Below are 26,304 nucleotides of genomic sequence, written 5' to 3'. Positions count from 1 at the left end.
AAAAGGCCTCTTAAAAAGAAGCCTTTTTATAACTTTTCTTTACTCATTGGTTTAAAGAAAAGATATCCTTGAAAATATTTACATCCCAATTTTAAAAGTTTTTCATGCATCTCTTCTGTTTCAACCCCCTCGGCAATAACATCAAAACCGAATTTATTCCCAATACCTAAAATAGCCGTTACTATAGCTTCATCACTCTCATTCGTAACTATATCGTCAATAAATGATTTATCAATTTTAAGTTCATCTATAGAGAGCTTTTTTAAATATGCCAAAGAGGAATAACCTGTTCCAAAATCATCAATAGAGATTGTAAGTCCCAGATCTTTTAAAAAATCTATTTTTCTAACTGCTTTATTGCTGTTTTTAAGAAGCAGACTTTCAGTAATTTCCAACCGTATAAGGTTCGCATTTACTTTATATTTATAGATTATATCTTCTAAAAAAAATTCAAAATCATCTTTTTCAAATTGACTTAAACTTACGTTTATAGAGACTCTCCATTTAGACTTTATTTCATCGTCTTCCCACTCTTTTAAAACTTTTACAACCTCTTCAATTAAAAAATATCCAAAAGTAATAATCAATCCTCCCTCTTCAGCTATAGGGATAAATTCTGCAGGACTCACAAACCCCAGTTTCTCATCATTCCACCTAGCTAAAGCTTCTACACCTATTACTTCTTTGTTTAAGCCGACTTGTTTTTGATAAGCTATTTCTATTTTGTTTAAAGCTATTGCTTCTCTTAATCTATCTAAAACAATAGCTTTTCTATCCAAACTTTTTTGCAATAAAGGATCAAAAAAACTAAAATTGTCCCGTCCTTTCTCTTTTGCATAATACATAGCACCGTCTGCTTTTCTTAAAAGCTCTTCAAAAGAGGTTTCATCATTAAAAATAGATATGCCTATACTTGCACTCAACTGATATTGACTATCTTCAATTATAAAAGGTTTTCTGATTATTTTAAGTATTTTATTTGCAACCGTTTTTATACTGTCAATGGCATCAAATCTATTCATCTTTTGAGTATCTATCAATAAAATAAACTCATCCCCTCCAAACCTTGCCAAAGAGTCTGAACTTCTGATAATTTTTTTCAATCTTTTAGAGCATTCAATTAAAATTTTATCCCCTATATCATGCCCTTTTGTATCATTTACCGTTTTAAAATAATCCAAATCAATAAAAAGAAAAGCTCCGAAAGTTTTATATCTTGCACTTTTGGAAATCAATAAATTTACTCTGTCTTTAAATAAAACTCTATTAGGTAAAGAAGTTAAAGCATCAAAATATGCCAGTCTTGAGACCTCTGCCTCTTTCTCTTTTATTTGTGTTATGTCTATTATTGCAGAGACTCTAATTTTTTCATCATTTAATAATATATTTTTACCTCTGATAAGAGCAGGAAAAGAGTCTCCGCTTTTTTTTACCATAAAGACTTCATAAGGCTCTTGTTCATCTTTTTCGATAACAGTGCTTACAAGAGGGCAAGAAGACTCTTCTATAAAATCAAGGGCATCCATTCCTATCATCTCTTCGGCACTATATCCAAGCAATTTAGGAGCCACATTATTGACTCTTATACACTTTTTATCTCTATCATAAATTATCAATCCCTCAATAGTAGAGTTAAAAAGTTCTTCAAAAGTCTCTAAAGTTTTACTCTGTTGTCTAAGTATCTCCTCTTCTAATATTTTTTGTTTTGAGATATCTATCCCCACTTGTACTTTACTTAATCCGCCTGTAATATTGTCTCTTACAATTTTGTCACTAAACAGATATGTTTTCCCATTTAGTGTATTTTTATGCTCCCATTTTAAACTTTTTCCCAAAACTCTGTTATTTTCGTCACTTAAAGGGCACTCAATACAAGGTTTATCTCTATTTTTTTGCAAAGCCTTATAACAAGTTTTTCCTACAACATCACCAAATTCGTCCTCACATTTTTTGTTACTATATAAGATTTTATAACTTTGTATATCAATAACATATACCAAAGCATCCATTTCATCAATAATAAAATTAAAAGAGTTTATCTCTTTTTTCCCTTGTTTATACTCTTGTACCATTTTCAAACTCTTATTTCCAAACTACAATACGATTTTTTCTAAATAAGCTGAGTCTTCTTTTTTATTTTTAAACTCATCTTTTTTGCTTGGATTTATAAAATCTTTCTCATTTACGCTTGTAATAATCAGTTTTGCTATTTTGTCCGTTTCCATAGAGATCTCATGGGTTTGTGTAGCAATTTGGGCATTTTCCTGGGTTTGTTGATCTAAAGAGGTTACCGCATCATTTATCTGTTCTATTCCTGTGGATTGTTCTTTGCTTGCCATTTCAACATCAGATATAATTTCCAAGGTATTTTTTATATTTTCATTTAATCCTTCATAACCTTCAATCATATCATCTGCTATTTTTTTACCCTCATTTGCCCTTAGCGTTGCATCTTCTACTAAATCTTTTATTCTTTTGGCAGCTTCTGCCGATTTTGAAGCAAGATTTCTAACCTCTTGTGCAACTACCGCAAAACCTTTACCTGCATCACCTGCCGTTGCCGCCTCGACTGCTGCGTTAAGTGAAAGAATATTTGTTTGAAATGCAATTTGATCGATTACTGCAATAGCTTCATTTATTGAGTTCACTTTATCATTTATCTCATCCATAGAAGAAGTAGTTTTTGAAGCTAAGTTTTGTCCCTCATTTGCAGAGTTACTCAACTGTTTTGCATAGTCGGACATTTTGACTACGTTTTGCGTATTGCTGACAATATTTCCCGTAATCTCTTCTAAAGCTGCTGCGGTCTCTTCCAAAGCTGCTGCGGCTTCATTTGAATTTCTGTTTAGAACATCAACATTTTGGATAAGTACGTCTGAACTTTTTCCTAAAACAATACCGTTTGACTCATTGTCAATAAGCATCTGGGTAATAGAATCACCCAAAGTATTAACTCCTGTTGCCAATCTTAAAAGATGCTCTTTTAAGTTGTTTGTTTGAACTTTGTTTCTATATTTATAATTTGAATACTCATCTAATATGTTTAAAACTCTGTCAACATTTGATTCTAAATTTTCACTCATTTCATTTAACAAAGATATTAGTTTTTGTAAAGCGGGATTTGATGATTTTGTTTTTACTCTTTGATATAAATCACCTTTTTCAAGTTCAGATAAGACATCAATAACTTTTTGAATAACATCTCTGTCTTCCTGAATAGATTTTTCCGTTGTTAAGATATTGCTATTAACCATTTTTGCCATAACACCGAATTCATCTTTTCTTTTATCATCTAAAAGTTTGCTTTGTTTGGCTTCTCTATTTAAATATTTGAAGAAACTCTCCAAGCCCTCTTTAAAATCATCCAAAGATGAGATAATCTGTTTTAAAATAAAAACAGACAAAATAGAAAACAAAATTATAAAAACCGCTGCCATAGAGATTAATACCTCTTCCATAGTCTCTATAGATTCATTTTTCAATAATGTTGCACTTTTATTTATTTTAAGCATTAACTCTTCTAATTTGTTAGAAGAGTCAACCATCTGTTTTATCAAAAAAAGATACTCTTTATTGTTTTTTGCCAAAGAGTTGTTATTTAAAAACTCCTCTTTTGAAAGTTTTTTAAAATCTTTTAAATACTGCGTTGAGGCTTTTAGTATCTCATCACAAAGATTTCTGTTTTCTTTATGACTTAAACTCTTTTTAAAATTTATTATTTTATTATTTAATTGTTCCAAACTTTTTATCGTTTTTTTTGATCTGTTTTCACTAGGATTCATTAGAAATTGATTTGCAAGAATTCGTATTCGCAGCAGATCTTGTATAAATAATTCAGTTTTAAAAGCTGCACTATTCCTTTTTTCTGATAAATTGTGATAGTAACTAAAAGTAACAATAGAAATGATAATTATTACTAAAAACATTAACGGAAATGACATAAGCTTAGCTTTTGTTGAAATATTATTGGTCATTTTTTATACTCCTGTTAATTATTTATAACCGATTATCTTATCTTATCTTATCTTTTCATTAAGGTTAAGAAATTATTTTTTTGAGTTATTGCTATTAAGAAGAGGTAGTTCGCCAAAAGAGTCTATAAACTTATTTAGCAGGGTGGTTTCAAGCCCTTTATAATTTTTTGTTTCTACGGCTCGAAAGTAGATAAGGTTGGATTTTATATAAGCTCTTAGTTTAGGGGTATGACCTTTACTGTTTATATATTCGTTAAGTCTTTTATAAAGATTTTTTGTTGATCCAATATATACAGTATAGCTCTCTTTGTAGGTATAATTTATTTTTGAAGTACTGATTAATTCATAAACAGCTTCACTGTTTTTATATTTTAATAAATTTTCATTAATCAGCAATTTTGGTCTGCTGAAATAGTATTCAAAACTCTCATAATTATTTTCATGAACTCTTTGAGTCCTACTTGGAATAAAATATTTTTTTCTTATTTTAAAGACTTGAACCGTTGAAATATCTATATCAAACTCTGTTTTCAACTCTTTTTTTATTAATTCATCCGTGGCAAGAGGATATTTACTTAATATGCGTTTTATTCTTATATAGTTTAAAAAATATTTTTTGGGAGTAAGATAGGATAACTTATGAATATTGTTATCTCTGTCTCTATATGCAGTATTATTTAAAATCAGACTAATTATAGGTTTAGACAAAAAAGTATTAAATACTTTTTTATGCATATTTAAAATATCACTATGCTGGATATATTTAATATCACTTATATTGTTTGTTATAAAAAACTTTTTTTGAAGTATTTCTAAAACTTTTATAAGTTCATAGGTTTTTTGATTTTTAATATTTATATTTAGAAGAGAATTAATCTCACATTTGTCACAATAAACAAACTTTATAAGATTTTGTTTATGCAAAAACTCTATATTTCCGCTGCTTGTTATAAGAAAAACTTCATTATAGAATCTACTTCTTCTATAATTATCCAAAAACGATGTTTTTATATTAAATTTTTTTAAATCATTTTCTTCTATTAAGTCGTCTATAAACCGTATATAGGTTTTATTTATATATTTATATAGTTTATAATTAAAAATATTAAGTAAGTAATCATTCTTTGTCAAGAGAGTCATTCTAACATAAAAACTCTTTATTTTTTACAAGAATTTAAGTAAACTCTTTTTTCATAAGTTTATAACCTACGCCTCTTATATTTACGATCATTCCGCTTTTTAGTTTTTTCTGCAGTTTATGAATCATACTTCTCATACTAACGGCTTCCATCTCTTTATTATCCCAGACATATTCATGTATCATTTCAGAGCTGACCGTTTTATCAAGATTATGAATAAACAAAGTAAGAAGAAGTTTCTCTTTTTGGGTTAAAATTATCTCATGTTCATGTTTATATAGAGTTTGATCTTTTAAATCAAAACTAAAGCCGTATCCTAGATCAATAATATCTTTATCTATATCATTTTTATAAAGGGTTTTTATATGATACTTTATATGTAAAAGCAGCTCTTCAAGTTCAAAAGGTTTTTTTAAATAATCATTACAACCCAAATCATACGCTTTTGAAATATTATCCATATCAAGTTGGGCACTTACGATTATAACAGGAAGACTCTTGTTTATTTTCCTAATCTCTTCTAAAACCTCATGCCCTGAAAAACCGGGCACATTTATATCCAGAATATACAAATCATATTTATTGTTTAAAATATGCGTCATGGCATCATATCCGTCATCTACACTTGTAACAAAAAAACCTTTCTGTTCTAAAGCGTTGCAAATAAGTCTGTTTAATGAAAAATCATCTTCTAATAAAAATATTTTCATATCTCTTTCTTCACTATTGAATCTATATTAAAAATAAACTTCGTACCTCTGTTCTTTTCACTTTTGACTTCTATTTTTATCTTATATTTATCACAAATCTCTTTTACTATATTTAAACCTAAACCTAAACCTAGTTTTTTATTTGATTGTTGATAATAAGCTTCAAAAACAAGATCACTCTTTTCAATACCTATCCCAAAATCCTCGATGACAAGAAGATAATTCTTGTTTTCTTTTCCAAAATAGATATTTATTTCACCTGATTCTTTACTGTATTTAATTGCATTGCTTAAAGTGTTGTCGATTAGCCGTTCTAGTTCATATCTGTTTATAAAAACATCAAAATCCTCACTACACTCAATATTTATATTTATATCTTTGATATTTGCAAGTTCATCAAAGAAAAGAACTCTTGAACTTACGAAATTCAAAAGATTTATTTGTGATATTTTATACTCTCTTGTATGTTTTTTAATTTTATAAGAGAGATCTCCGTAAATAGAAGAGAGTGTTTTAGTAGAGGCTTTAATAGCATCTATCTCTTTTAAAATCCCATATTTTTTTTCCAAAAGTTCACTATTTAAAGAGATTATTGAAACAGGAGTATTCATCTCATGCATAATCTTTTTTACAAACAAATCCTGCTGTTCATAAAGTCTTTCAATCATAAGTTTGCTTTTATGGATTTGAAGCTGGGTTTTTACTCTGGCTTTAATCTCTTTTGGTTCAAAAGGTTTTGTTATATAATCGACTCCACCCTCTTCAAAAGCTTTTACCTTGTCCTCTACATTGTCTAAAGCGGAAATAAAAATAATCGGGATATCTTTTAAGTTTTCCTCTTTTTTTATCATTGAACAAAGTTCATAACCGTCAATATTAGGCATCTTTATATCAAGTAAAATAAGATCTGGTTTATTTAATTTTGAAGCTTCCAATGCCATCATAGCATCAGGTGTAGCTCTTATATCATAATCTTCATCTTTTAAAATTTTATCAAGATATTGAAGGTTTTCCAATTTGTCGTCAACTACAAGTATAGTATATTTTTTATTCATTTTATTATCTTCTAAAACCCGCTTTTTAGTTATTATAACTTAAAAAAAGAGAAAGAAAATAGACAACCTGTATGAAACTTAAACAACTATTTATTATTTTACTACTTATAAACAGTGCCGCTTTGCTTAGCGTCGTATTTATTTTAAGTGAATACCAAGATGCCATTAAACAGCTTGAAAATGCCTATAAAATGCAGCATCGGTCTTTGATTCTTGCAGATGAATTAAGACAAAGCAGTGATGATTTGACAAGAATGGCAAGAACCCATGTAATAACGGGTAAAGAGATGTTTAAGGAGCAGTTTCATACTGTTTTGGATATAAGAAACGGTCTTAAACCAAGACCCAAACACTATAATAGAATATTCTGGGATTTCTATACTTTAGACGGGGCAAAACCTCTCTTAGACGGACAAAAAGTTGCCCTAAGAACTTTGATGAAAGAAGCAGGATTTCCCGAAGAGGAGCTTGAACTTTTATATAAATCCCAAAAAGAATCGGATGATTTAACCTACCTTGAAACAAAAGCAATGAACGCTATTAAAGGAATTTTTCAAGATAGAAACGGAAACTATACTATAAAAAAAGAGCCTGATTTTGCTTTAGCCAGACAAATTATGCACGGAGAGCAGTATCATAAAGCAAAAATTGCCATTATGAAACCTTTAAACGAATTTTATAAAGCTTTTGAAACAAGAACCCAGGCAAAAGTAAATGAAGCCCATGAAACCGTAAAAAGAATGGAAACTTATCTCTCTTTGGCTGTTCTGTTTTTGATTATTCTATTTGTATTTTCTTTCTTTTTTATCATTCTTTATAGAATAATACATCCTGTGCAAATGTTAAATAAAGGGATGTTAAAACTGGCAAAAAACGATATGAATATAGATTTACCTCAAAAAGTCTTTATGGATGAAGTAAGTGAGATGATAGGAGCAGTTGAAGTCTTTAAAGATAATGCAATAAAACTGATGGAATCACAAAAACAGAATAAAAGACTTCTTGATTTGGCAGGTGAAGGAATATTCGGACTTGATGCAAAAGGAAGATTTATTTTTGCAAATCCGACTGCTTCAAAAATTTTAGGCTATAGTTCAAAAGAGTTAATAGGACAATATATAAATAAAACTATAGGTAGACATCTTTTTGGAAAAACAGCTCAACAAAAAGAGCGCTTAATGCTTATTTCAAAAGAGGAGCAGAGTTTTATCTCAAAGGAGGGGGAAGAGTTTCCTATTGATTATGTTAGTACACCCATTTACAGTAATAACTCTACGGTTTTAGAAGGTTCAGTTGTTGTTTTTTCAGATATAACAAAAAGAAAAGAGCATGAGAATCAACTAAAAAGAGCAACTATGGAAGCCCAAAAAGCAAACAGATCTAAATCTATGTTTTTAACAAATATGTCCCATGAATTAAGAACTCCGTTAAATGCTATTTTGGGCTTTGCAACTCTGCTTAAAAAATCAAACTCTTATAACCAAACAGAGAAACAGAACCTTGATACGATATATAAAAGCGGTCAGCATCTTCTCTCACTTATAAATGAAATTCTGGAATTTGCAAAAATTGAAGCAGGAAAAATACAAATAACACCAATAGAGTTTAACCTTTATACTCTTTTAGATGATCTTAAAACTATATTTACTTCAAGATGTGAAGATAAAAATCTAAAATTTTCTTTACATATAACAAAAGAGGTTCCCAAATATATAAAATGTGATGAAAAAAGGTTAAGACAAATCCTAATCAATATTATTGGAAATGCCCATAAATTTACCTATGAAGGGTTTATTGAAGTAAGAGTAGATTATAAATCCCCAAAACTTCTTATAAAAGTAAAAGATAGCGGAATAGGTATGAATAAAGAAGAACAAAAGAAAATCTTTAAACCCTTTGAACAAATAGAAGAGAATAAACACAAACACCAAGGAACGGGACTAGGTCTTGCTATTACAAAAGAGTTGATACAAAAAATGAACGGCTCAATTATCTTGCAAAGCAAAGAGAACGAGGGAAGCTGTTTTAGTTTTGATATCGAGGTGGGAAAATTAGATAAAGTAGAAGAAAAAGAGAACTTTTCGAATAAAATTATAAAAGTAAAAGAGCAAAAAGAGTTTAATATTTTAGTTGCCGATGATACGAAAGAGAACAGAGATTTACTGATTCAGCTTCTACATTCATATAATCTAACAACAGATGAAGCAAAAGACGGACTTGAAGTGCTTGAACTTTGTAAAAATAAAAAATTTGATTTAATCTTTATGGATATTTTAATGCCCAATTTAAACGGCTTGGAAACAACTAAAATATTAAAAAAAGATGAAAAAACAAAAAATATACCTATAATTGCCATCTCAGCCAATGTTTTTGAAGATGACAGACAAAAAGCTTTAAACAATAAAGTAGATGATTTCCTGCCTAAACCCTTTGAAGAAAAAGATATAGCCCAAACTTTAAATAAATTTTTAAACCTTGAGTTTGAGTATGAGAAAGTTAAAGAAAAAACAAGAAAAGAGATAATTCTAAATAAAAATCTTGCAAGAAAGATTTATGACTTTGCAATTAAACTAGACGGAAACTCTATACTTGAAATTTTAAATAAACAAAAAGTAGACCCCTATACAAAAGAGTTTATAGAGGATTTAGTAAAAAAATTCCAATTTAATGAAATTGTAAATATTTGTTCAAAATTTTAGAAATTATCTAAAGCAATAATACCTAGTTTACTTATCTCCAATATAAAAGGGGGAATTTGGATTTTGTGCATCTAAAACTGCTCCTCTCATACTTTGTTCTCTATCTTGTTCATGTTGTTTTTGAATAATATATCTTCCACCCAAAAAAACAATAAGTACAATTAAAATAGCAATAGTTTTATTCATTTTACAATCCTAATTCACCTTTATATTTAATAGGAAATTCATCTGAAGTTAATTGAAGTTCGTATCCTTTTTTTATGGTTTCATTTGGGATTTTCATTTCATTTTGGAGTAGTTTTAATACTGATGATTTTGTGTATTTTGTATCTATTACTGCTATTGCATAAGCTGAAGCTTTTATATCATCATTAAAGCTATTATGATAAAAAATTGCAAAGTTTTTATAAGCTAATTCATACCCTTCTTGAATTGATTTTCTAAACCATTGTTCTGCTTCATCATATTTCTTTAATTCTAAAGAATAAATAAGTCCTAAATTATTTGCTGCTACTTTATCTTTGTTTTTTTCAAATGATTGTTTATAAAACTCTATTGCTTGATTAAATTCTTTTTTAAGTTCTAATACTTTCCCCATTCTAAATAAAGCTTCATCCCATTTTAAATCAATAGCTTTTTGGCACCAAGATATAGCTTCATCATATCTTTTTAATTGTTGTAAAGCATAACAAGCAAAATAAGAATTTTCACCTAAAGGAATCATAGAATCAGCATATTTGTACCATTCTAAGGCTTTCTCATAATCATGCAACTTTTCTGAATAGGCATATCCTATTTTCATTGCTGGGATTGGGTCGTCTTTGGCATTATATAATTGACTCAATTTAAAATATTTATTTATATATTCTTCTTTAACTTCAGGCATAAGTAACTTTGGAGTAAATTTAACTTCTTTTTCTTCTATTTTTTTATCTTCACAAGCTATAAAACTTATACTTATTATTCCTATTATTAGTAGCTTAACTATTATTTTTATCATTTAATTATTTCCTTTTTATTAATTGTTCATCATTTGGTTCAAAGCTTATTTGCTCCAAAGATGCTATTTCTATTGCACAATCCATTTTTGGTACTATATTTGAAGTTGCTATTTTATTTAGATCTTTAAATTCTACTTTATATTTTAAATCTATTAATGAGCTTGTAACTATTATATATGAGCTATGATTCTCTCTTTTTATTTTATTTGTAAAACTATTTAAAAGAAAATAAGAATTCTCTTCTGGGAAAAAATTAAATACACCATTATTATCAATTAATACTGTTTTATTTATTTCCAAATATTCATCTTTATAAGGAGAAAAGAAAAGTTTAAATTCTTTATCATCTGCAATGATTTTTGGAATCTTTAATCCTTCATAAACATAGAAATTAATCTCATAACCATTTACTGTTTTTACTTTTTGATAACTTTTTATTCTCTCTTTATCTAATTTATATCCATATAAAGAAGATTTTAAAAAGCTTAATTCATTTTTTAATGCTGTATCAAAGTATAGTTCATTTGTTTCATAGTTTTCTCCTATAAAATCAATTATCTTTTTAGCACTTGTAAAACCTTCACTATTTATTGATTCTAGTTCTTCTTTTCTATTTGTTGTTTCTAAAAGATATTTTGCTGGGAACCCATTTATTTTTTTATCTTTACTTTTTAAATATATATTATCTTTATAAAACAATGATCTTTTCAAATAACTTTCAAAAGCACTATCTTCAAGCTTTAACATAACTATTGCATAAGCAATCGAACTTAAGGATACAAATACAACAAGAGGAGTACCGCTAGTTACAAATAAAGCTACAATATTTAAAGTTACCATTCCAACTGTTGCCGTTAAAGCATCATAGTCTTCATTTTTTTTATATTTTATAGCATCTAATGCATTAATGATTATCACAGCATATGCTGATACTTTAGCAAAGGATTTTCCTGCACCAGCAAGAAATTCATTGTTTGCAAGATTTTTTATTATATTTTTATTAGCTTGATTTTTATATATTTTATCTAAAAAAGTTTGTGCTATATTGCCAAACTCTTTGTTTTGCATTATTCCTATTAAAGCACTATTTAATCCTGCAAAATCATTTACAAAGCCTATTGTTGATTTTATATCTTTGTTTGTATTATCATAAATATACTCTTTCATTGAGGCAATTGCCATCATAGAAGAGTAGCCTTTAAAAGCTAAGCCTAATTGTAAAGCTCTTGATTTTGATATTAATTTATCTCCATATTCACTGTATTGATTAATATTTTCCAAAAACTTATCCAAACTTTTATCAATCTGGTCTGTTACTCCAGAGATAAATTTTAAACCAGAATAAAACTCTTTCTCTAATTTTTTTATATCTTTATCTAAATCCAAAGGTTCTATCTTCTCATTTTCTTCACTCATAGCTTTTTTTGCTAAATTTTGATATTTATTAAAAAAACTTTGTGCTTTAGCTTTAGCAGTATCATTTGATTTTAAAAAAAGTAATTCATTTAAAAGTTGTTTAATAAGATATTCATCAAAATATTCTGAAATTTGATATTCCCCTAAAAGAAGCTCTTTGTCCGCATCTTCTAATTTTATTCTTTTATCTACTATATCATCGGTAAAAGTTAAAAGGTACTGAATATCTTCACTTGCAAATATCCCGTTTACTTCTATCTCTTCATCTAAATCTATCTTTGTAGAACAAAGAGAATAGATAATATTCATACTACCTACAACATATTCAAATTTATCTATACTACAACTTTGATATTTTAGAAGTAACTCTTCTAAGTCTCCTTTTTGAAACTTTGTTTTAATAGTTTTTAATATATTTTTAGGAGAAGTAACGGCTTGTTCTTGATAGTATTGAATATCATTAGGTGTGTATAGTAGATTGCTTTTAAAACTTACTTTATAAAAGTAATCGAAGGATTTCATAATATGATGATTATCCAATTGCTTATAATCTTCTAAAAAACTATTATTCTTTTCACTACTTGAAAAGAGTTTTTGTATAAAGTTTTTATTCTCTTGTTGTGCAGCATTTTGTTTTAAAACTGTTTGATTATAAAACTCTTGCTTTTCTATTAACTCGTTTATATTTGAGATATTACTTTTTCCAATTTTTGGTAAAGGTGTTATTTTTCTGTATGCTATTAAAAACTCATCTCTTATTTGTATTACTTTAGAATAATCTATAAGATTTTTTAAATCCTCTTCAAAATCATCTAAAAAGAACAAACAAAATACTATATGAGCTAAAACTTGTTTAGCATCTTTTTTTACCAAAGTATAATCATCATTACCTGTAAATTTCATCAGAGGTTTAGTATCTTGATTTTGGTCTACATGATAAAAAAGATTTTGGTACATTATAAACTTGCTATGTGTTGATCTATTTTTCATATAGGGAATACTACGAATATACTCATTTGTATATCTAAATGCTGAGTTACCAACGGTATCCCTTTTAGAAGGGAAAAGGTATGTAAAAGAGAAAAAGTTTTTCTTATAATTTTCTAACATTTTATAAAAGGAAAAAGCTTTTTTATTGGTATCTTTATGAACAATATTTTCTATGTCTTTTAAATCAAGTACATAGTTATAAAGTCTCTTCTCAAAAAAAATCATTTCTACAAATTTACTATAGCAATTTTTTAAAATTGAGAGGTTATCTCTATACTCTTTACTTTCACTAGAGGAAACATAAAAATAATCTACTATATTAGCAATGGTATAAGCATATGAATTTTTCTCTTTTATATCATCAAAGATTTTTTTATTATGACTAAAGGCTAACTTATAGTTTGTATAATACTCTTCATATAAATCTTCAATCTCTCCTATAATATCTTCTAAAAAGCCTACTATTATATTTGAATCTTTTTCTCCATTTTTTGGAGTTTGGGCATTTAGGAGTTTTTGTTCAATTTCATTCTTATCTATACTATCAATATCTTTTATATAGATCCCATTTTTTTTACCTAATGTTTTTGGATTTATTTCTAATTTTGGAAGTTTTTGTATATCAGTTAAACTTTTTAATTGGAAATTACTATAATAAACTTTATAGCTTGTATCCTCTTCTAAAGGGATAAATTTTCTTAAAACTTCATTTTTTGTATCATGATAATATATATCTTTTACTCTTTCAGCATTTACTCCACCGCTGTTATAAATTTTGTATTCTATATACTCATTATTTTTTACTAAATATACAAAGGCTAGAGTATGGGAATAGATATTATCAAAATCACTCTCTTTTTGATTATTCACATAGGTTTCATCTGCTTTTCTAAAGGCTCTTGATGGGCGTATTGGTTTATATACCTCTCCTGATTTTCTTAAAAGATAAAGCTCATATTTTGTTTTTACCTCTTCTTCTATTTTAATATTTTCTTCTTTTAAAGCTTTTTCTTCTGCAACAACGTCTTGATTTTCTAAGCTTGGAATAGATGAAATTTTTGAAGTTCCCTGTCCAGGATTCTTCAAAATTACTGCTCTTCCTTTATCTGTTTTAAATCCATCTGTTCTTAGAAGATAGGTTAAACCTGTTGCAGATACATTTACTTCTGTTCCTGCTGTTGAGATACTAGCTACTTTGGTACAAGGATTTATACTTCTGGGACAAGAAACAGGGGCTCCTAATATATCTTTTAGGTATAAAGGTTTTTTACCTGCAATTTTTAGATTCGGTACGGTTGAAGTTAGAGTTACTTTCCCTCCACACGCACAAGTTATTACTGCTTCTTCTATTACATTATATTCATTACCCATTCTTTTAGTCCCAAAAAAATTTTGCTTATATTACATAAAAATAATTTAAATATAGATAATATATGATTTGATTATTTTATAAAGCTTATTTCATGTTTAATTTTTATACATAAAATTTTTTTATCCTAAAAAAAAGCAACACTAAAACAACACTACTTTTTTATACTTCTTCCAAAGAATATCAAATCTGATATTTAAATCAAAAGGAGTAAATATGAAGAAGATGTTTGCAAAATCTCTATCGATTGCTGCAATAGTTGCTATGACTACTTTAGCTCAGGCTGCGGATACAATCAAAGTCGGTGTTTTACACTCTCTTTCAGGAACAATGGCAATCTCTGAAACTACACTTAAAGATACTGTTTTAATGCTTATTGACGAGCAAAACAAAAAAGGTGGAGTTTTAGGTAAAAAACTTGAACCTGTTGTTGTTGACCCTGCTTCAAACTGGCCTTTATTTGCCGAAAAGATGAGGGGATTACTTACAAAAGATAAAGTTGACGTAACATTTGGTTGTTGGACATCAGTATCAAGAAAATCTGTTCTTCCTGTTGTTGAAGAGTTAAACGGACTTTTATTTTATCCTGTTCAATATGAAGGTGAAGAGTCATCTAAAAATGTATTTTATACAGGTGCTGCGCCAAACCAACAAGCAATTCCTGCAGTTGATTATCTAATGAATGAAATCGGTGTAAAAAGATGGGTTTTAGCGGGAACTGACTATGTTTATCCTAGAACTACAAACAAAATCTTAGAAGCTTACTTAAAAGCTAAAGGTGTTAAAGCAGAAGATATTATGATTAACTACACTCCGTTTGGACACTCTGACTGGCAAAGTATAGTAAGTGAAATTAAAAAATTCGGATCTGCGGGTAAAAAAACAGCTGTTGTATCTACAATCAACGGAGACGCAAATGTTCCATTTTACAAAGAGTTAGGAAATCAAGGTATTAGTGCAGAAAATATCCCTGTAGTTGCATTCTCGGTTGGAGAAGAAGAACTTTCAGGTATAGATACTAAACCTTTAGTTGGACATTTGGCTGCATGGAACTATTTTGAAAGTGTTGATACTCCTGAAAATGAAGAGTTTATATCAAACTGGCATAAATTTATCAAAGATGATAAAAGAGTTACAAACGACCCTATGGAAGCTACATATATAGGTTTCAACCTTTGGGTAAAAGCTGTTGAAAAAGCTGGAACTACAGATGTAGATAAAGTTAGTAAAGCAATAATCGGTCTTGAAGTTCCTAACTTAACAGGCGGAACTGCAAAAATGCTTAAAAACCACCACTTAACAAAACCTGTTTTAATCGGTGAAATCCAAGAAGACGGTCAATTTGAAACAGTATGGCAAACAGAAAAAGAGGTTGACGGTGATGCATGGTCAGACTTTTTGCCTGCATCAAAAGATGTAATATCTGACTGGACAGCTCCAATTAACTGCGGTAACTATAATACAGTTACTAAAAAATGTTCAGGACAAAACTACTAAAAAACAAAAGAAGAGGAATTTATCTCCTACTAATTCCTCTTCTTCTTACAAAAGGTATTATTTATGAAATATAATCTACTAAAAATAGTCTTTCTTAATTTATTTTTTTTCACTTCACTCTTTGCAAATTTTGAACAAGACGTTGAAGAATTAAAAACAAACAGCTTAAAAGCTAAACAAGAAGTTGTAGAGCAGCTAGTTCAAAAATATAGTGAAGATGAGAGAACAAACCTTCTTCTAACAAAAATGAAAGATGGAGATTTATACTATAAAAAAGATTCAGGAGAGTTTGTAATCTTGGAGAAAAAAGAGGGCAGCACTTACTTTACAAAAAGCTTTTTTGATAATAAAGAGTTAAAACCTCAAAACAGAAGAGATTTTAAAAAAGTAAAAACAAACAATAAATTAAGAAGTATTATTAAAAGCAATTTAGCTCAAATGAATCTATTCTCAAAAGATGTAAAAAAAAGATTGCTTTCAGCTAAAAATATTTTAAAAAACTTGGATAAAGAGGATAAAGAACTTATCTCTAAAGCTTTAACAAAAGAAAAAAACAGTGATGTAAAAGAGATTTTAGAAGAGGCAAATACTATTTTAATAGCAAAATACGGTACTGCCAAAGAACAGTTAGATGCCGTAAAAAAACTTGGAGATCACCTTTCAAATCAAACAATAATCACTCTAAAAGAGATAATAAACAATAAAAACAGTTCAAAAGAGCTTGTAAAAAGTGCAAACTCTTCTCTTAATTCTATTCAAACAATTAGATCTTACTACTCAGTTGTAGAAAAAGCATTTTTTGGTTTAAGTCTAGGCTCTGTTCTGCTTCTTGCAGCAATAGGACTTGCAATTACTTTTGGGGTTATGAAAGTAATCAATATGGCTCACGGTGAAATGATGATGATTGGAGCATATACTACTTATACTCTGCAACAAGTTATGCCAAGCCTAATTGAATACTCGATTTTAATAGCAATTCCAGTTGCATTTATAGTAAGCGGTCTTGTGGGAATTATTATAGAAAGACTTGTGATTAGACATTTATACGGAAGACCGTTGGAAACTCTTCTTGCAACATTCGGAATTAGTTTGATTTTACAACAATTAGTTAGAACAATCTACTCTCCACTAAATCAAGAGGTGAAAACTCCCTCTTGGATGAGTGGAACTTGGGAGATAAACAGTGCTTTATCACTTACATACAACAGATTATACATAATTGTTTTCGCTATTTTAGTTTTTATTGGAATCTTGCTTGTTCTAAATAAAACCTCTTTAGGACTAAAAGTTAGAGCAGTTACACAAAACAGACAAATGGCTCAGGCAATGGGTATTAAAACCTCTTTTATAGATGCCATGACTTTTGGTATAGGTTCCGGTATTGCAGGGATTGCCGGAGTTGCTCTATCTCAACTTACAAATGTAGGACCAAATCTTGGACAAGCTTATATTGTAGATAGTTTTATGGTTGTTGTATTTGGTGGAGTCGGTAACTTATGGGGAACACTAATTGGAGCAATTACCCTTGGTGAAATCAACAAATTTATAGAACCTGTTGCAGGAGCAGTTCTAGCAAAAGTTCTTATACTTGTATTTATAATTCTGTTTATTCAAAAAAGACCTAGAGGGCTTTTCCCTCAAAAAGGTCGAGATGCTCAAGATTAAGGTGGAAAAGATGAAGAGAAAACCGATAATTTTACAAATTTTACAAAATGACAAAGGCGGTAAAATAGTATTAGGAGTATTGGCTGTAGTTGTATTATATACAGCTTTTGCAAACCTTGTTTTACCTCAAGATTCTCTATTTTATATATCAACTTATACAGTAACACTTCTTGGTAAGTATTTAGCTTTTGCACTGCTTGCTCTTGCTCTTGATTTGGTATGGGGATATATTGGAATACTTAGTCTTGGTCACGGAGCATTTTTTGCCCTTGGCGGTTATGCTATGGGAATGTACCTAATGAGACAAATAGGAGACAGAGGAGTTTACGGAAATCCAGACTTACCTGATTTTATGGTATTTATGAATCTAAAAGAGTTACCATGGTTTTGGTATGGTTTTGATAATCCTATTTTTACACTTATAATGATTATGTTAATTCCAGGTATTTTAGCTTTTGTATTTGGATATTTGGCATTTAGATCAAGAGTTACGGGTGTTTATTTATCAATTATTACTCAAGCTATGACTTATGCTCTTATGCTTGCATTTTTTAGAAATGATATGGGCTTTGGAGGAAACAACGGACTTACTGATTTTAAAGATATTTTAGGTTTTGATTTATCAGCAGATAGCACAAGAATAGCACTTCTTATTATCTCATTTCTAGCACTTTTTGCAGGGTATTTGATTGCAAGATTTATTATGAACTCAAGATTAGGAAGGGTTTGTATAGCTATCAGGGACGCAGAAAGCAGAACAAGATTTATAGGATACAAAGTTGAACAATACAAACTATTTATTTTTATAGTAAGTGCGGCTATGGCAGGAGTTGCAGGAGCTTTATATGTTCCTCAAGTTGGAATTATAAATCCAAATGTTTTTTCACCCCTGTTTTCTATTGAACTAGTAATCTGGGTAGCAATCGGTGGGCGTGGAACTTTATACGGAGCAATAGTAGGAGCTTTTATCGTAAATTATGCAAGTACCTACTTTACTTCTGCATTACCTGAGGTTTGGTTATATGCTTTAGGCGGACTTTTTGTAGTGGTTACTCTATTTTTACCAAAAGGAGTTGTAGGACTTCTTTCTAAACTTAATTTGAAAAAAGATAAAGGAGAACTTCAAAATGTTACTGCTTAAACAAAATCAAGAACAAAATGTAGGAGAACTAAAAAAGGGTGATAGAATCCTTTATTTAGATGATGTTACGGTTAGTTTTGACGGCTTTAAAGCTTTAAACTCTCTTTCTTTATCTATTGAGTATGAAGAGCTTAGATGTATTATTGGAGCAAACGGGGCCGGAAAATCAACTATGATGGATGTAATTACGGGAAAAACAAAACCTGATAAAGGGGACGTTATTTTCGGACAAGCGGCAAATCTTTTAGAAATGGATGAACCGACAATTGCCGAGATTGGTATCGGAAGAAAATTTCAAAAACCCACAGTTTTTGAAGGACATACCATATTTGAAAACCTTGAACTTGCTATGAAAGATGATAAAAGATTTTTTAAAACTCTGTTTGCAAAATTAAGCGGAGAGCAAAAAAATAAGATTGAGCAGACAATGGAACTAATTGGATTAAAAGAGCATTATCATAACAAAGCTTCTATTCTATCTCACGGTCAAAAACAGTGGCTAGAAATAGGAATGCTTTTAATGCAAAGCCCAAAACTTCTTTTAGTAGATGAACCAGTAGCAGGAATGACTCCCGGAGAAGTTGAAAAAACAGGTGAGATTTTAACAGATCTTTCAAAAAGACACTCTGTAGTAGTTGTTGAACACGATATGGAGTTTATTAGAAGTATTGCAAAAAAGGTTACCGTACTTCATGAGGGTTCTGTTTTAGCAGAGGGTTCTATGAAAGATGTTCAAAATAATGAAAAAGTAAGAAAAGTATATTTAGGGGAATAAAATGATAAATATTAAGAATCTAAACCAATTTTATGGACAAAGCCATACCCTATGGGATTTGAATATTGAGATTGAACCTGCAAAATGTACTTGTCTTATGGGAAGAAACGGAGTTGGGAAAACAACTTTGGCAAAAGCAATTATGGGTCTGCTTCCCGTTAAAAGCGGTCAAATAATTTATGAAGAAAAAGATATAAGCCGTTTAGGAAGTGAAAAAAGAGCAGGTCTTGGAATAGGTTATGTTCCCCAAGGAAGAGAGATATTTTCTCAACTAAGCGTAAAAGAGAATTTAGAAATTGGACTACTTGGAAATAGAAACGGCTTAAAGCAAGTTCCTGATAAAATATACGAACTATTTCCCGTTTTAAAAGATATGTTGAAAAGAAAAGGCGGTGACCTTTCAGGTGGTCAACAACAACAATTAGCCATAGGAAGAGCTTTATGTTTGGAACCAAAACTTCTAATTCTTGATGAACCAAGTGAAGGTATTCAACCAAATATCGTACAACAAATCGGAGGGGTAATAGATTATCTTACAAAAGAGGAGAAGATAACTGTTATACTAGTCGAGCAAAAACTTCCCTTTGCAAGAAAACACGGAGATGACTTTTATCTTTTAGATAGAGGAAGCGTGGTTGCCAAAGGAGAAATTGACAATCTAAGTGATGAAATAGTAGAACAGTATTTATCGGTATAAATGAGCATATCACTAAACTTTAAAGAAGAGATTTTTTCACTAAACAAATTAAGCCTTCCAACTAGATACTACTACTTTAACAAAGAAGAAAACTATATAAAACTTCTTAGTATCGGGGAAGGAATTTTCCCAAATGACAGAATAAAAACCAATATAAAACTTGAAGATTCAAATGCAATTTTTGCAACAGAATCGGCAACAAAAGTCTATCCCTCTAAAAAAGAGTTTGGAATAAACTATATAAATATAAATTTAAAAAACTCAAACTGTGAATTTTTGAATGATGAGTTGATTCTTTTCAAAGATTCAAAACTGCTTCAGTTTTTGCGTATAAATGCAGATAAAAATTCGACCTTCTTTTTTAGCGATATTCTAACTCAGGGAAGAAGTTTTGAGCATTTTGATTTTGACTCAATGCTAACTAGAAATAAATTTTATTGTGAAAATCAACTTGAATATTTGGAAAACTTTGAAGTTTATGGAAAAGAGCTAAAAGATTATATAAAAAGACATCAAAACCAAAACTATATCTATCTAAAAATCTATATAAAAACAAAAGATAATGAAACTTTTTTAAAAACCCTGCACAAAGAGAATTTCCAATCTTTTACCTTCTCAAAATCAAAAAAACTGATAATAGGTTCTATTAGTTCAAAAAATATGGCTGATTTAAAAAAACAGCAAAAAAACATCTGGAAAATCTACAGAAAAAATTTAAATAAAAACAGTTTTAATTTAGGAAAACAATAATCTATTTCCAATTACGTAGGCTTTACATCTTATGCAAAGCCTACTTATAGATTTAAAATAATTCTATACAAGAATCATCTTTAATCCCACACAAGCTAAAAAGATTGCAAAAGCAAGTTTTAGCTGCTTTACATTTAGTTTATAAGCAAGTTTTACCCCGTAAGGAGCAAAAAACATTGTCATCGGAACTAAAATAATAAAAGCAATCCAGTTTATATAACCCGTTGAGGCAAAAGGAAGATTTTCTACATTCCAACCGACTATTATATATCCTGCTGTTGCGGGGATACTTATAATAAGTCCGAAAAGCGAAGCTGTACTAACAGCTTTGTGAATGGGAAAAGAAAAGAGTGAAAGCAAAGGAACCATTAAGGTTCCTCCACCTATTCCAAGCAAAGATGAAAACCACCCAAGCAAAGTTGCAAAAATTGATTGTCCCACTTTTCCGGGAAGAGATTTTGCTATAACAAGGCTTTTAAAACTACTTATTATCATATTTAAAGATACAACAAGAAGTAAAATACCAAACATAAATTTTAAACTATTTCCATCAATAAATTTTGATGAAAAAGCTCCTATAAATACACCTAGAATAACAAAAGGTATCCATCTTTTTGATAAATCCCAGTCTATCCCGCCTTTTTTATGGTGAGATCTTGCAGAGATTATCGAAGTTACGACTATCGTAGATAAAGAGGTTCCTATGGCTAAAGGCATTGCAATAGAGATATCTATTTTCATGTATATAAAAATATGGTAAAGCATAGGTACTATTACAATTCCTCCGCCAATACCGAGTAAACCTGCAAGTAAACCTGCAACGACTCCACTTACAAGTAAAATCGGCACTAAAACTAATAACTCATTCATATATAATTTTTCCTTTTTTAAAAGCTTGAAGCTTTTCCATCACTTCTTGGATCATAAGCACCCTCTATTTTTTTTGAAGGGTATAAAACTAAAGCACCGGCATGTCCGACTGCCGAATCTAAAGCTCCTAAAATCTCAACATCATGACCTTTTTTTATTAATTCATCTTTTATACTTTCATTAAATCTTGCTTCTATTTTTAAGCTTTGTGATGAATTACCCCAAGTTCTTCCTAAAAGCCATCTTGGATTATTTATACAAGTTTGCAAATCCTCTTCATAATAAGCATATCTGGAAAAAACTGCTGCTTGGGTTTGAGGTTGTCCGTCTCCACCCATAGTTCCGTAAGCCATAACTCTTCCATCATCAAAAAGAGCAATGGCAGGATTTAAAGTATGAAAAGGTTTTTTTCTAGGTTTTAAAGCTTGAATATGAGAAGGTTCCAAAGAAAAACTGCATCCTCTATTCTGCCAGACTATTCCTGTTTTTGGCAAAGTAAAGCCGCTTCCAAACTCATGATAAATACTTTGAATAGCACTTACGACTCTTCCCTCAGAATCAGAAACTGCAAACCAAGTAGTATCTCCCGCTTGTGCATTTTCACCCCAAGGAATTGCTTTTTCCAAATCAATTTCCAAACTTAATTTATCCAGATATTCAGGTTCAAGCCATTTTTGAAGCTCTTGTGCACTTACACTTGTATCCATTTTATTCCTGTGTCTAAAAGCTATTTTAGTAGCCTCAACCAGAAGATGAATATGATTTGAAGAGTCTTTTTTTGGAAGTTTTTCACACCATCTGTCAAAAAGTCCCAAAATCATAAGAGATGCAACTCCTTGTGTTGGAGCAGAAGCATTATATAAATTTGCTTTTGAAGTTTTCATTTTTAAAGGCGTTTGCCATGAAGCTTTGTGCTCTTGCAAATCTTTTATATTTAGTAAGCCCTCTTTTTTTGAGAAATCGTCTGCAATATCTTTTGCAACTTCACCTCTGTAAAAATCATCAAAACCGTTTTCTCCAAGTCTTTTTAGAGTATTCCCTAGTTTTTCTTGAATCAAAGTTTCCCCGCTTTTAGGAGTTTTAGCATTTGAATAATAAATTTGGGCAAACTCTTTGTCCACACTTAGTTCTTCTTTTTTCTCTTCTAAGGTCTGCTCTAAAGATTTTGTAACTGTTATTCCATTTAAACTTGAAAATACGGCTTCTTGTACAAGCTGGGAAGGTTTTAGTTTCCCTTTCCACTCATTTTTACTTTTTTCAAAAGCTAAATGCCAAGCACTAACAGCACCGGCAGCCGTATTAGCAGCTAATTTTCCCCTAAAAGGTATATTTTCTAAACCTTTGTATTTTTCTATATTAACCTCAAATCCGGAATAACCTGCTGATTCTATAAAACTGACTCCCTCTTTAGGGTCATAAACCAACCAAAAAGCATCTCCTCCTATTCCCGTCATATGAGGATAATGCACTGCCAAAGATGAAGCTACGGCGATTGTTGCTTCAAGGGCATTCCCTCCTTGTTTTAATATTTCAAGACCGGCATCACTGGCCTTATGGTGAGGAGAAACCACCATTACATTTTCTGAAACTTGCGTTAAAGGTAAAGTATTCATATTACATCCATCCTATTGCTTTGGGTAACCAAAGTGCTATTTGCGGGAATACCATTACAAGTGCAATTACTATTATTTGAATCACAATAAACGGTAGTACCCCTTTATAAATATCCATCGTCTTAATCTCTTTTGGAGCTACACCTTTTAAGAAAAACAGTGACCAACCAAAAGGAGGGGTCAAAAAGGAGGATTGAAGATTTAGTGCAACTAAAATTCCAAGCCAAATCATATTTATATCTAGTGCATGAAAAATCGGTAATACGAGAGGAAGTACGATATATGATATCTCTATCCATTCTAAGAAAAATCCCAAAACAAATAAAACAAGCATCATAAATAAAATTGCACCCCACATTCCTCCAGGTATTGCAGCAAATAAATCTTCAACTAGATAATCCCCTTCTAGCCCCCTAAAACTTAAGCCAAAAACTTGAGAAGCTATAAGAACAAACATAATCATTCCCGTAACTTTCATAGTTTCATATAAAGTATCTTTTAAAATCTCTAAACTTAATCTTTTACTTAAAAAAACTATTACCAAAGCACCGATTGCTCCCATTGATGCAGCTTCAGTCGGAGCTGCAAGTCCGCCTATTATTGAACCTAATACTGCGAAAATCAGTAAAAAAGGCGGTGCAACAGATTTAAAAAACTCTATCCATAACTCTTTTTTTGAGTATAAAGATCTCTCCTCTTCATCTATCGGCGGTACATGATGGGGTGCAAATTTACTTAAAAGTATAATATATAAAATATAACAAACAGCAAGTAACAGTCCCGGAACTAATGCAGCGGCAAATAAAGGACCTATGGCTTCACCGCTAATATCTGCAAGTAAAATTAAAACCAAACTAGGAGGTAGAATCTGTCCTAATGTTCCCGAAGCACAAATAGTACCGCAAGAAACGCTATGACTATAATTTCTTTTTAATAATGTAGGTAAGGCAATCATAGTTAAGGTTACAACCGTAGCTCCTACAATACCTGTTGAAGCACCCATTAAAATACCCACTACAATAATAGCAATAGCCATACCGCCTGGTTTTTTACCTGATAATAGACCTAAAACATCAAGCATTTTTTCCGCTAAACGGGATTTTTCCAATAAAATACCCATAAAAACAAAAAGCGGTATAGCCAATAAAGTATAATTTGTAAGTACACCAAAGATTCTTGAAGGCAAAAGATTAAATAGATTTAAATCTACACCCATAACTCCAAAAAACAGACCTGCCCCTGCAATTGCAAAGGCAACAGGAACTCCTACTAATATAAGTGCAAAAAGGGATACAACCATCATGATTGCCAGTATTTGTGGATCCATTGATTATTTTTCCCCTTTTATTTTAGATACAGCTTTTAATAAAACTGCCAACCCTTGAATTAAAATAAGTGTAAATCCAATCGGTATTAAGGATTTAACTAAATATCTATAAGGTAAACCTCCAGGATCCGGAGAGACTTCCCCTGTTATATAAGACTGCATTACATACTCGCTTGATAAATATATTATAAAAAGTGAATAAGGTATGATTATAAAAACAGGGATGATAATATCCATCCACTGTTTTACTTTTTCACTATAGTGGGCATAAAAGAGATCGACTCTTACATGTTCACCTTGTTGAAATGTATAAGCAGAACCAATCATTGCAATTATTGCCAAAATATGCCATTGTAACTCTTGCTCGGCTATTGAACTTATATGAAAAAAGTATCTAAAAAGTACATCTGCCGAAACTTGCAAAACCAAAATAAAAATAAACCAAGAACTTATTTGACCAATGCGTTCTATGAACGCATCAAGTCTATTTGAAATATTTAAAATCATGATGACAACTTAGTCATCACTACTTCTTCACTTTTATTTTGCCAATCATCATGCATTGCTTTAAAAGCAAAGTAACTTTCGTGAACTTTTTTTACTAATGGATCTTTTGCTGTTAATTTATCATATGTAGCAAATGTCACATCTCTTAGTTTTTCAATAACTGAATCAGGCAGAGTTTTTGCCATTACTCCTTGGTTTTTAACTAAATCTTCCAAAGCTTCAGAGTTATTTGCTTCTGACCATGACAGCCCCATAAGGTTACACTCTGCTGCAACAGCTTTTACTATTGCTTGTAAATCTTTAGGTAAAGATTCCCACGCATCTTTATTAATAAGACATTCACTTGTATTACTCGGTTCTCCCCATCCTGTAGTATAGTAGTATTTTGCCGCTTTTTGAAATCCCATTCTTCTATCTTGAAAAGGACCTACAAATTCAGCTGCATCAATTACACCTCTTTCAAGTGCAGGAAAAATCTCACCGCCCGGAAGAAGTTTTACACTAACGCCAAGTTGCTCTAAAACCTTTCCTGCAAGTCCAGGAACTCTCATTCTAAGACCGTTTAAATCCTCAACGGATTTAATCTCTTTTTTAAACCATCCTGTCATCTGAACACCTGTATTTCCTGCTGCAAGACCTATTACGTTAAAAGGTTTATAAACTTCATCCCATAACTCTTGACCGCCACCGAATTGAAGCCAAGCATTAGTTCCTTGAAAGTTCATTCCAAAAGGTACTGCCGTAAAATATTGTGCCGCAAAAGTCTTACCTGCCCAGAAAAAAGAGTTACCCCAGTTCATTTGAATAGTACCTTTTGACACTGCATCAAAACCTTCCATAGCAGGAATAAGTTCACCTGCAGGGTAGTGTTTAATTCTTAATCTACCGTTTGATAACTCTTCTATTCTTTTACAAAAATAACTAGCACTTCCAGGTCCCGTTGAATAGAACGGAGCGCCTGCACCGTAGCAGTTAGTCATCTTCCATCTAAATGTTTTTTTAGAATCGGCACTTGCAATAGAGGGAACGGCAATAGCTGCACCAAGGCCTGCCAAACCTGTTTTTTTAATAAAGTTTCTTCTTTCGTTAGTCATGTTTTTCCTTCATTT

The 26,304-nt window shown here is 30.5% G+C and carries 20 protein-coding genes; 7 read left to right on the top strand and 13 right to left on the bottom strand.

The window, feature by feature from the left end:
- Positions 1 to 26: 26 nt before the first annotated feature.
- From AANAER_RS00300 to AANAER_RS00280, 5 genes are all read right to left on the bottom strand, one after another.
- Positions 27 to 2,072, bottom strand: coding sequence for a sensor domain-containing protein (locus AANAER_RS00300; protein WP_129081539.1), 2,046 nt, complete (start codon positions 2,070 to 2,072; stop codon positions 27 to 29).
- Between the two features lie 21 nt (positions 2,073 to 2,093).
- A complete protein-coding gene (locus AANAER_RS00295; RefSeq protein ID WP_129081295.1) occupies positions 2,094 to 3,974 on the bottom strand; it encodes a methyl-accepting chemotaxis protein in 1,881 nt (626 codons plus the stop codon).
- Between the two features lie 72 nt (positions 3,975 to 4,046).
- A complete protein-coding gene (locus tag AANAER_RS00290) occupies positions 4,047 to 5,105 on the bottom strand; it encodes a GIY-YIG nuclease family protein (RefSeq protein ID WP_164969322.1) in 1,059 nt (352 codons plus the stop codon).
- A gap of 43 nt (positions 5,106 to 5,148) precedes the next feature.
- Complete coding sequence (locus AANAER_RS00285; RefSeq protein WP_129081293.1) at positions 5,149 to 5,823, bottom strand: response regulator transcription factor; 675 nt, start codon at positions 5,821 to 5,823, stop codon at positions 5,149 to 5,151.
- On the bottom strand, positions 5,820 to 6,878 hold the full coding sequence (locus AANAER_RS00280) for an ATP-binding response regulator (RefSeq protein ID WP_129081292.1): 1,059 nt from the start codon (positions 6,876 to 6,878) through the stop codon (positions 5,820 to 5,822). Before AANAER_RS00280 ends, AANAER_RS00285 begins: the two co-directional genes overlap by 4 nt.
- Positions 6,879 to 6,949: 71 nt before the next feature.
- Between AANAER_RS00280 and AANAER_RS00275 the strand changes: the two genes are divergently transcribed.
- A complete protein-coding gene (locus tag AANAER_RS00275; protein ID WP_129081291.1) occupies positions 6,950 to 9,577 on the top strand; it encodes an ATP-binding protein in 2,628 nt (875 codons plus the stop codon).
- Positions 9,578 to 9,604: 27 nt separating this feature from the next.
- Here AANAER_RS00275 and AANAER_RS14925 read toward each other — a convergent pair whose 3' ends face one another.
- The 3 genes from AANAER_RS14925 to AANAER_RS00265 are packed head-to-tail and all read right to left on the bottom strand — an operon-like array spanning position 9,605 to position 14,355.
- Positions 9,605 to 9,763 (bottom strand): hypothetical protein, encoded by a 159-nt coding sequence (locus AANAER_RS14925; RefSeq protein ID WP_164969321.1) that lies wholly within the window; start codon positions 9,761 to 9,763, stop codon positions 9,605 to 9,607.
- 1 nt (position 9,764) lies between these two features.
- On the bottom strand, positions 9,765 to 10,577 hold the full coding sequence (locus AANAER_RS00270; protein ID WP_129081290.1) for a tetratricopeptide repeat protein: 813 nt from the start codon (positions 10,575 to 10,577) through the stop codon (positions 9,765 to 9,767).
- A gap of 4 nt (positions 10,578 to 10,581) precedes the next feature.
- Entirely contained in the window at positions 10,582 to 14,355 is a 3,774-nt protein-coding gene (locus AANAER_RS00265; protein ID WP_129081289.1) for a ligand-binding sensor domain-containing protein, read from the bottom strand.
- Positions 14,356 to 14,569: 214 nt separating this feature from the next.
- Between AANAER_RS00265 and urtA the strand changes: the two genes are divergently transcribed.
- The 6 genes from urtA to AANAER_RS00235 all read left to right on the top strand — a co-directional run bounded on the left by urtA (position 14,570) and on the right by AANAER_RS00235 (position 20,878).
- Positions 14,570 to 15,850, top strand: coding sequence for an urea ABC transporter substrate-binding protein (urtA, locus tag AANAER_RS00260; RefSeq protein WP_129081288.1), 1,281 nt, complete (start codon positions 14,570 to 14,572; stop codon positions 15,848 to 15,850).
- A gap of 63 nt (positions 15,851 to 15,913) precedes the next feature.
- Positions 15,914 to 17,515 carry an urea ABC transporter permease subunit UrtB gene (gene urtB, locus AANAER_RS00255; protein ID WP_129081287.1) on the top strand — a complete coding sequence of 534 codons (1,602 nt, stop codon included), beginning with the start codon at positions 15,914 to 15,916 and terminating at the stop codon, positions 17,513 to 17,515.
- A 10-nt stretch (positions 17,516 to 17,525) separates the two neighbouring features.
- On the top strand, positions 17,526 to 18,656 hold the full coding sequence (gene urtC / locus AANAER_RS00250; protein ID WP_129081286.1) for an urea ABC transporter permease subunit UrtC: 1,131 nt from the start codon (positions 17,526 to 17,528) through the stop codon (positions 18,654 to 18,656).
- Positions 18,643 to 19,431 (top strand): urea ABC transporter ATP-binding protein UrtD, encoded by a 789-nt coding sequence (gene urtD / locus AANAER_RS00245; RefSeq protein WP_129081285.1) that lies wholly within the window; start codon positions 18,643 to 18,645, stop codon positions 19,429 to 19,431. The genes urtC and urtD overlap by 14 nt, the downstream gene beginning before the upstream one ends.
- 1 nt (position 19,432) lies before the next feature.
- Entirely contained in the window at positions 19,433 to 20,128 is a 696-nt protein-coding gene (urtE, locus tag AANAER_RS00240; protein WP_129081284.1) for an urea ABC transporter ATP-binding subunit UrtE, read from the top strand.
- Positions 20,129 to 20,878, top strand: coding sequence for an urease accessory protein UreD (locus AANAER_RS00235; RefSeq protein ID WP_129081283.1), 750 nt, complete (start codon positions 20,129 to 20,131; stop codon positions 20,876 to 20,878).
- Positions 20,879 to 20,941: 63 nt separating this feature from the next.
- Here the strand turns inward: AANAER_RS00235 and AANAER_RS00230 are convergent, their stop codons facing one another.
- From AANAER_RS00230 to AANAER_RS00210, 5 genes are read right to left on the bottom strand one after another with little or no spacing between them, the layout of a single operon-like run.
- Positions 20,942 to 21,748, bottom strand: coding sequence for a sulfite exporter TauE/SafE family protein (locus tag AANAER_RS00230; RefSeq protein WP_129081282.1), 807 nt, complete (start codon positions 21,746 to 21,748; stop codon positions 20,942 to 20,944).
- 17 nt (positions 21,749 to 21,765) lie between these two features.
- Complete coding sequence (locus AANAER_RS00225) at positions 21,766 to 23,361, bottom strand: gamma-glutamyltransferase family protein (RefSeq protein ID WP_129081281.1); 1,596 nt, start codon at positions 23,359 to 23,361, stop codon at positions 21,766 to 21,768.
- Position 23,362: 1 nt separating this feature from the next.
- A complete protein-coding gene (locus AANAER_RS00220; RefSeq protein WP_129081280.1) occupies positions 23,363 to 24,688 on the bottom strand; it encodes a TRAP transporter large permease in 1,326 nt (441 codons plus the stop codon).
- A gap of 3 nt (positions 24,689 to 24,691) precedes the next feature.
- A complete protein-coding gene (locus tag AANAER_RS00215) occupies positions 24,692 to 25,195 on the bottom strand; it encodes a TRAP transporter small permease subunit (protein ID WP_129081279.1) in 504 nt (167 codons plus the stop codon).
- Positions 25,192 to 26,289 carry a TRAP transporter substrate-binding protein gene (locus AANAER_RS00210; protein WP_129081278.1) on the bottom strand — a complete coding sequence of 366 codons (1,098 nt, stop codon included), beginning with the start codon at positions 26,287 to 26,289 and terminating at the stop codon, positions 25,192 to 25,194. The genes AANAER_RS00215 and AANAER_RS00210 overlap by 4 nt, the downstream gene beginning before the upstream one ends.
- Positions 26,290 to 26,304: the final 15 nt, after the last annotated feature.

It is taken from the genome of Halarcobacter anaerophilus (assembly GCF_006459125.1).
GTDB lineage: Bacteria > Campylobacterota > Campylobacteria > Campylobacterales > Arcobacteraceae > Halarcobacter > Halarcobacter anaerophilus.
The sequence above is the reverse complement of the archived record's forward strand: the minus strand, read 5'-3'. Positions and strand labels throughout refer to the sequence as shown.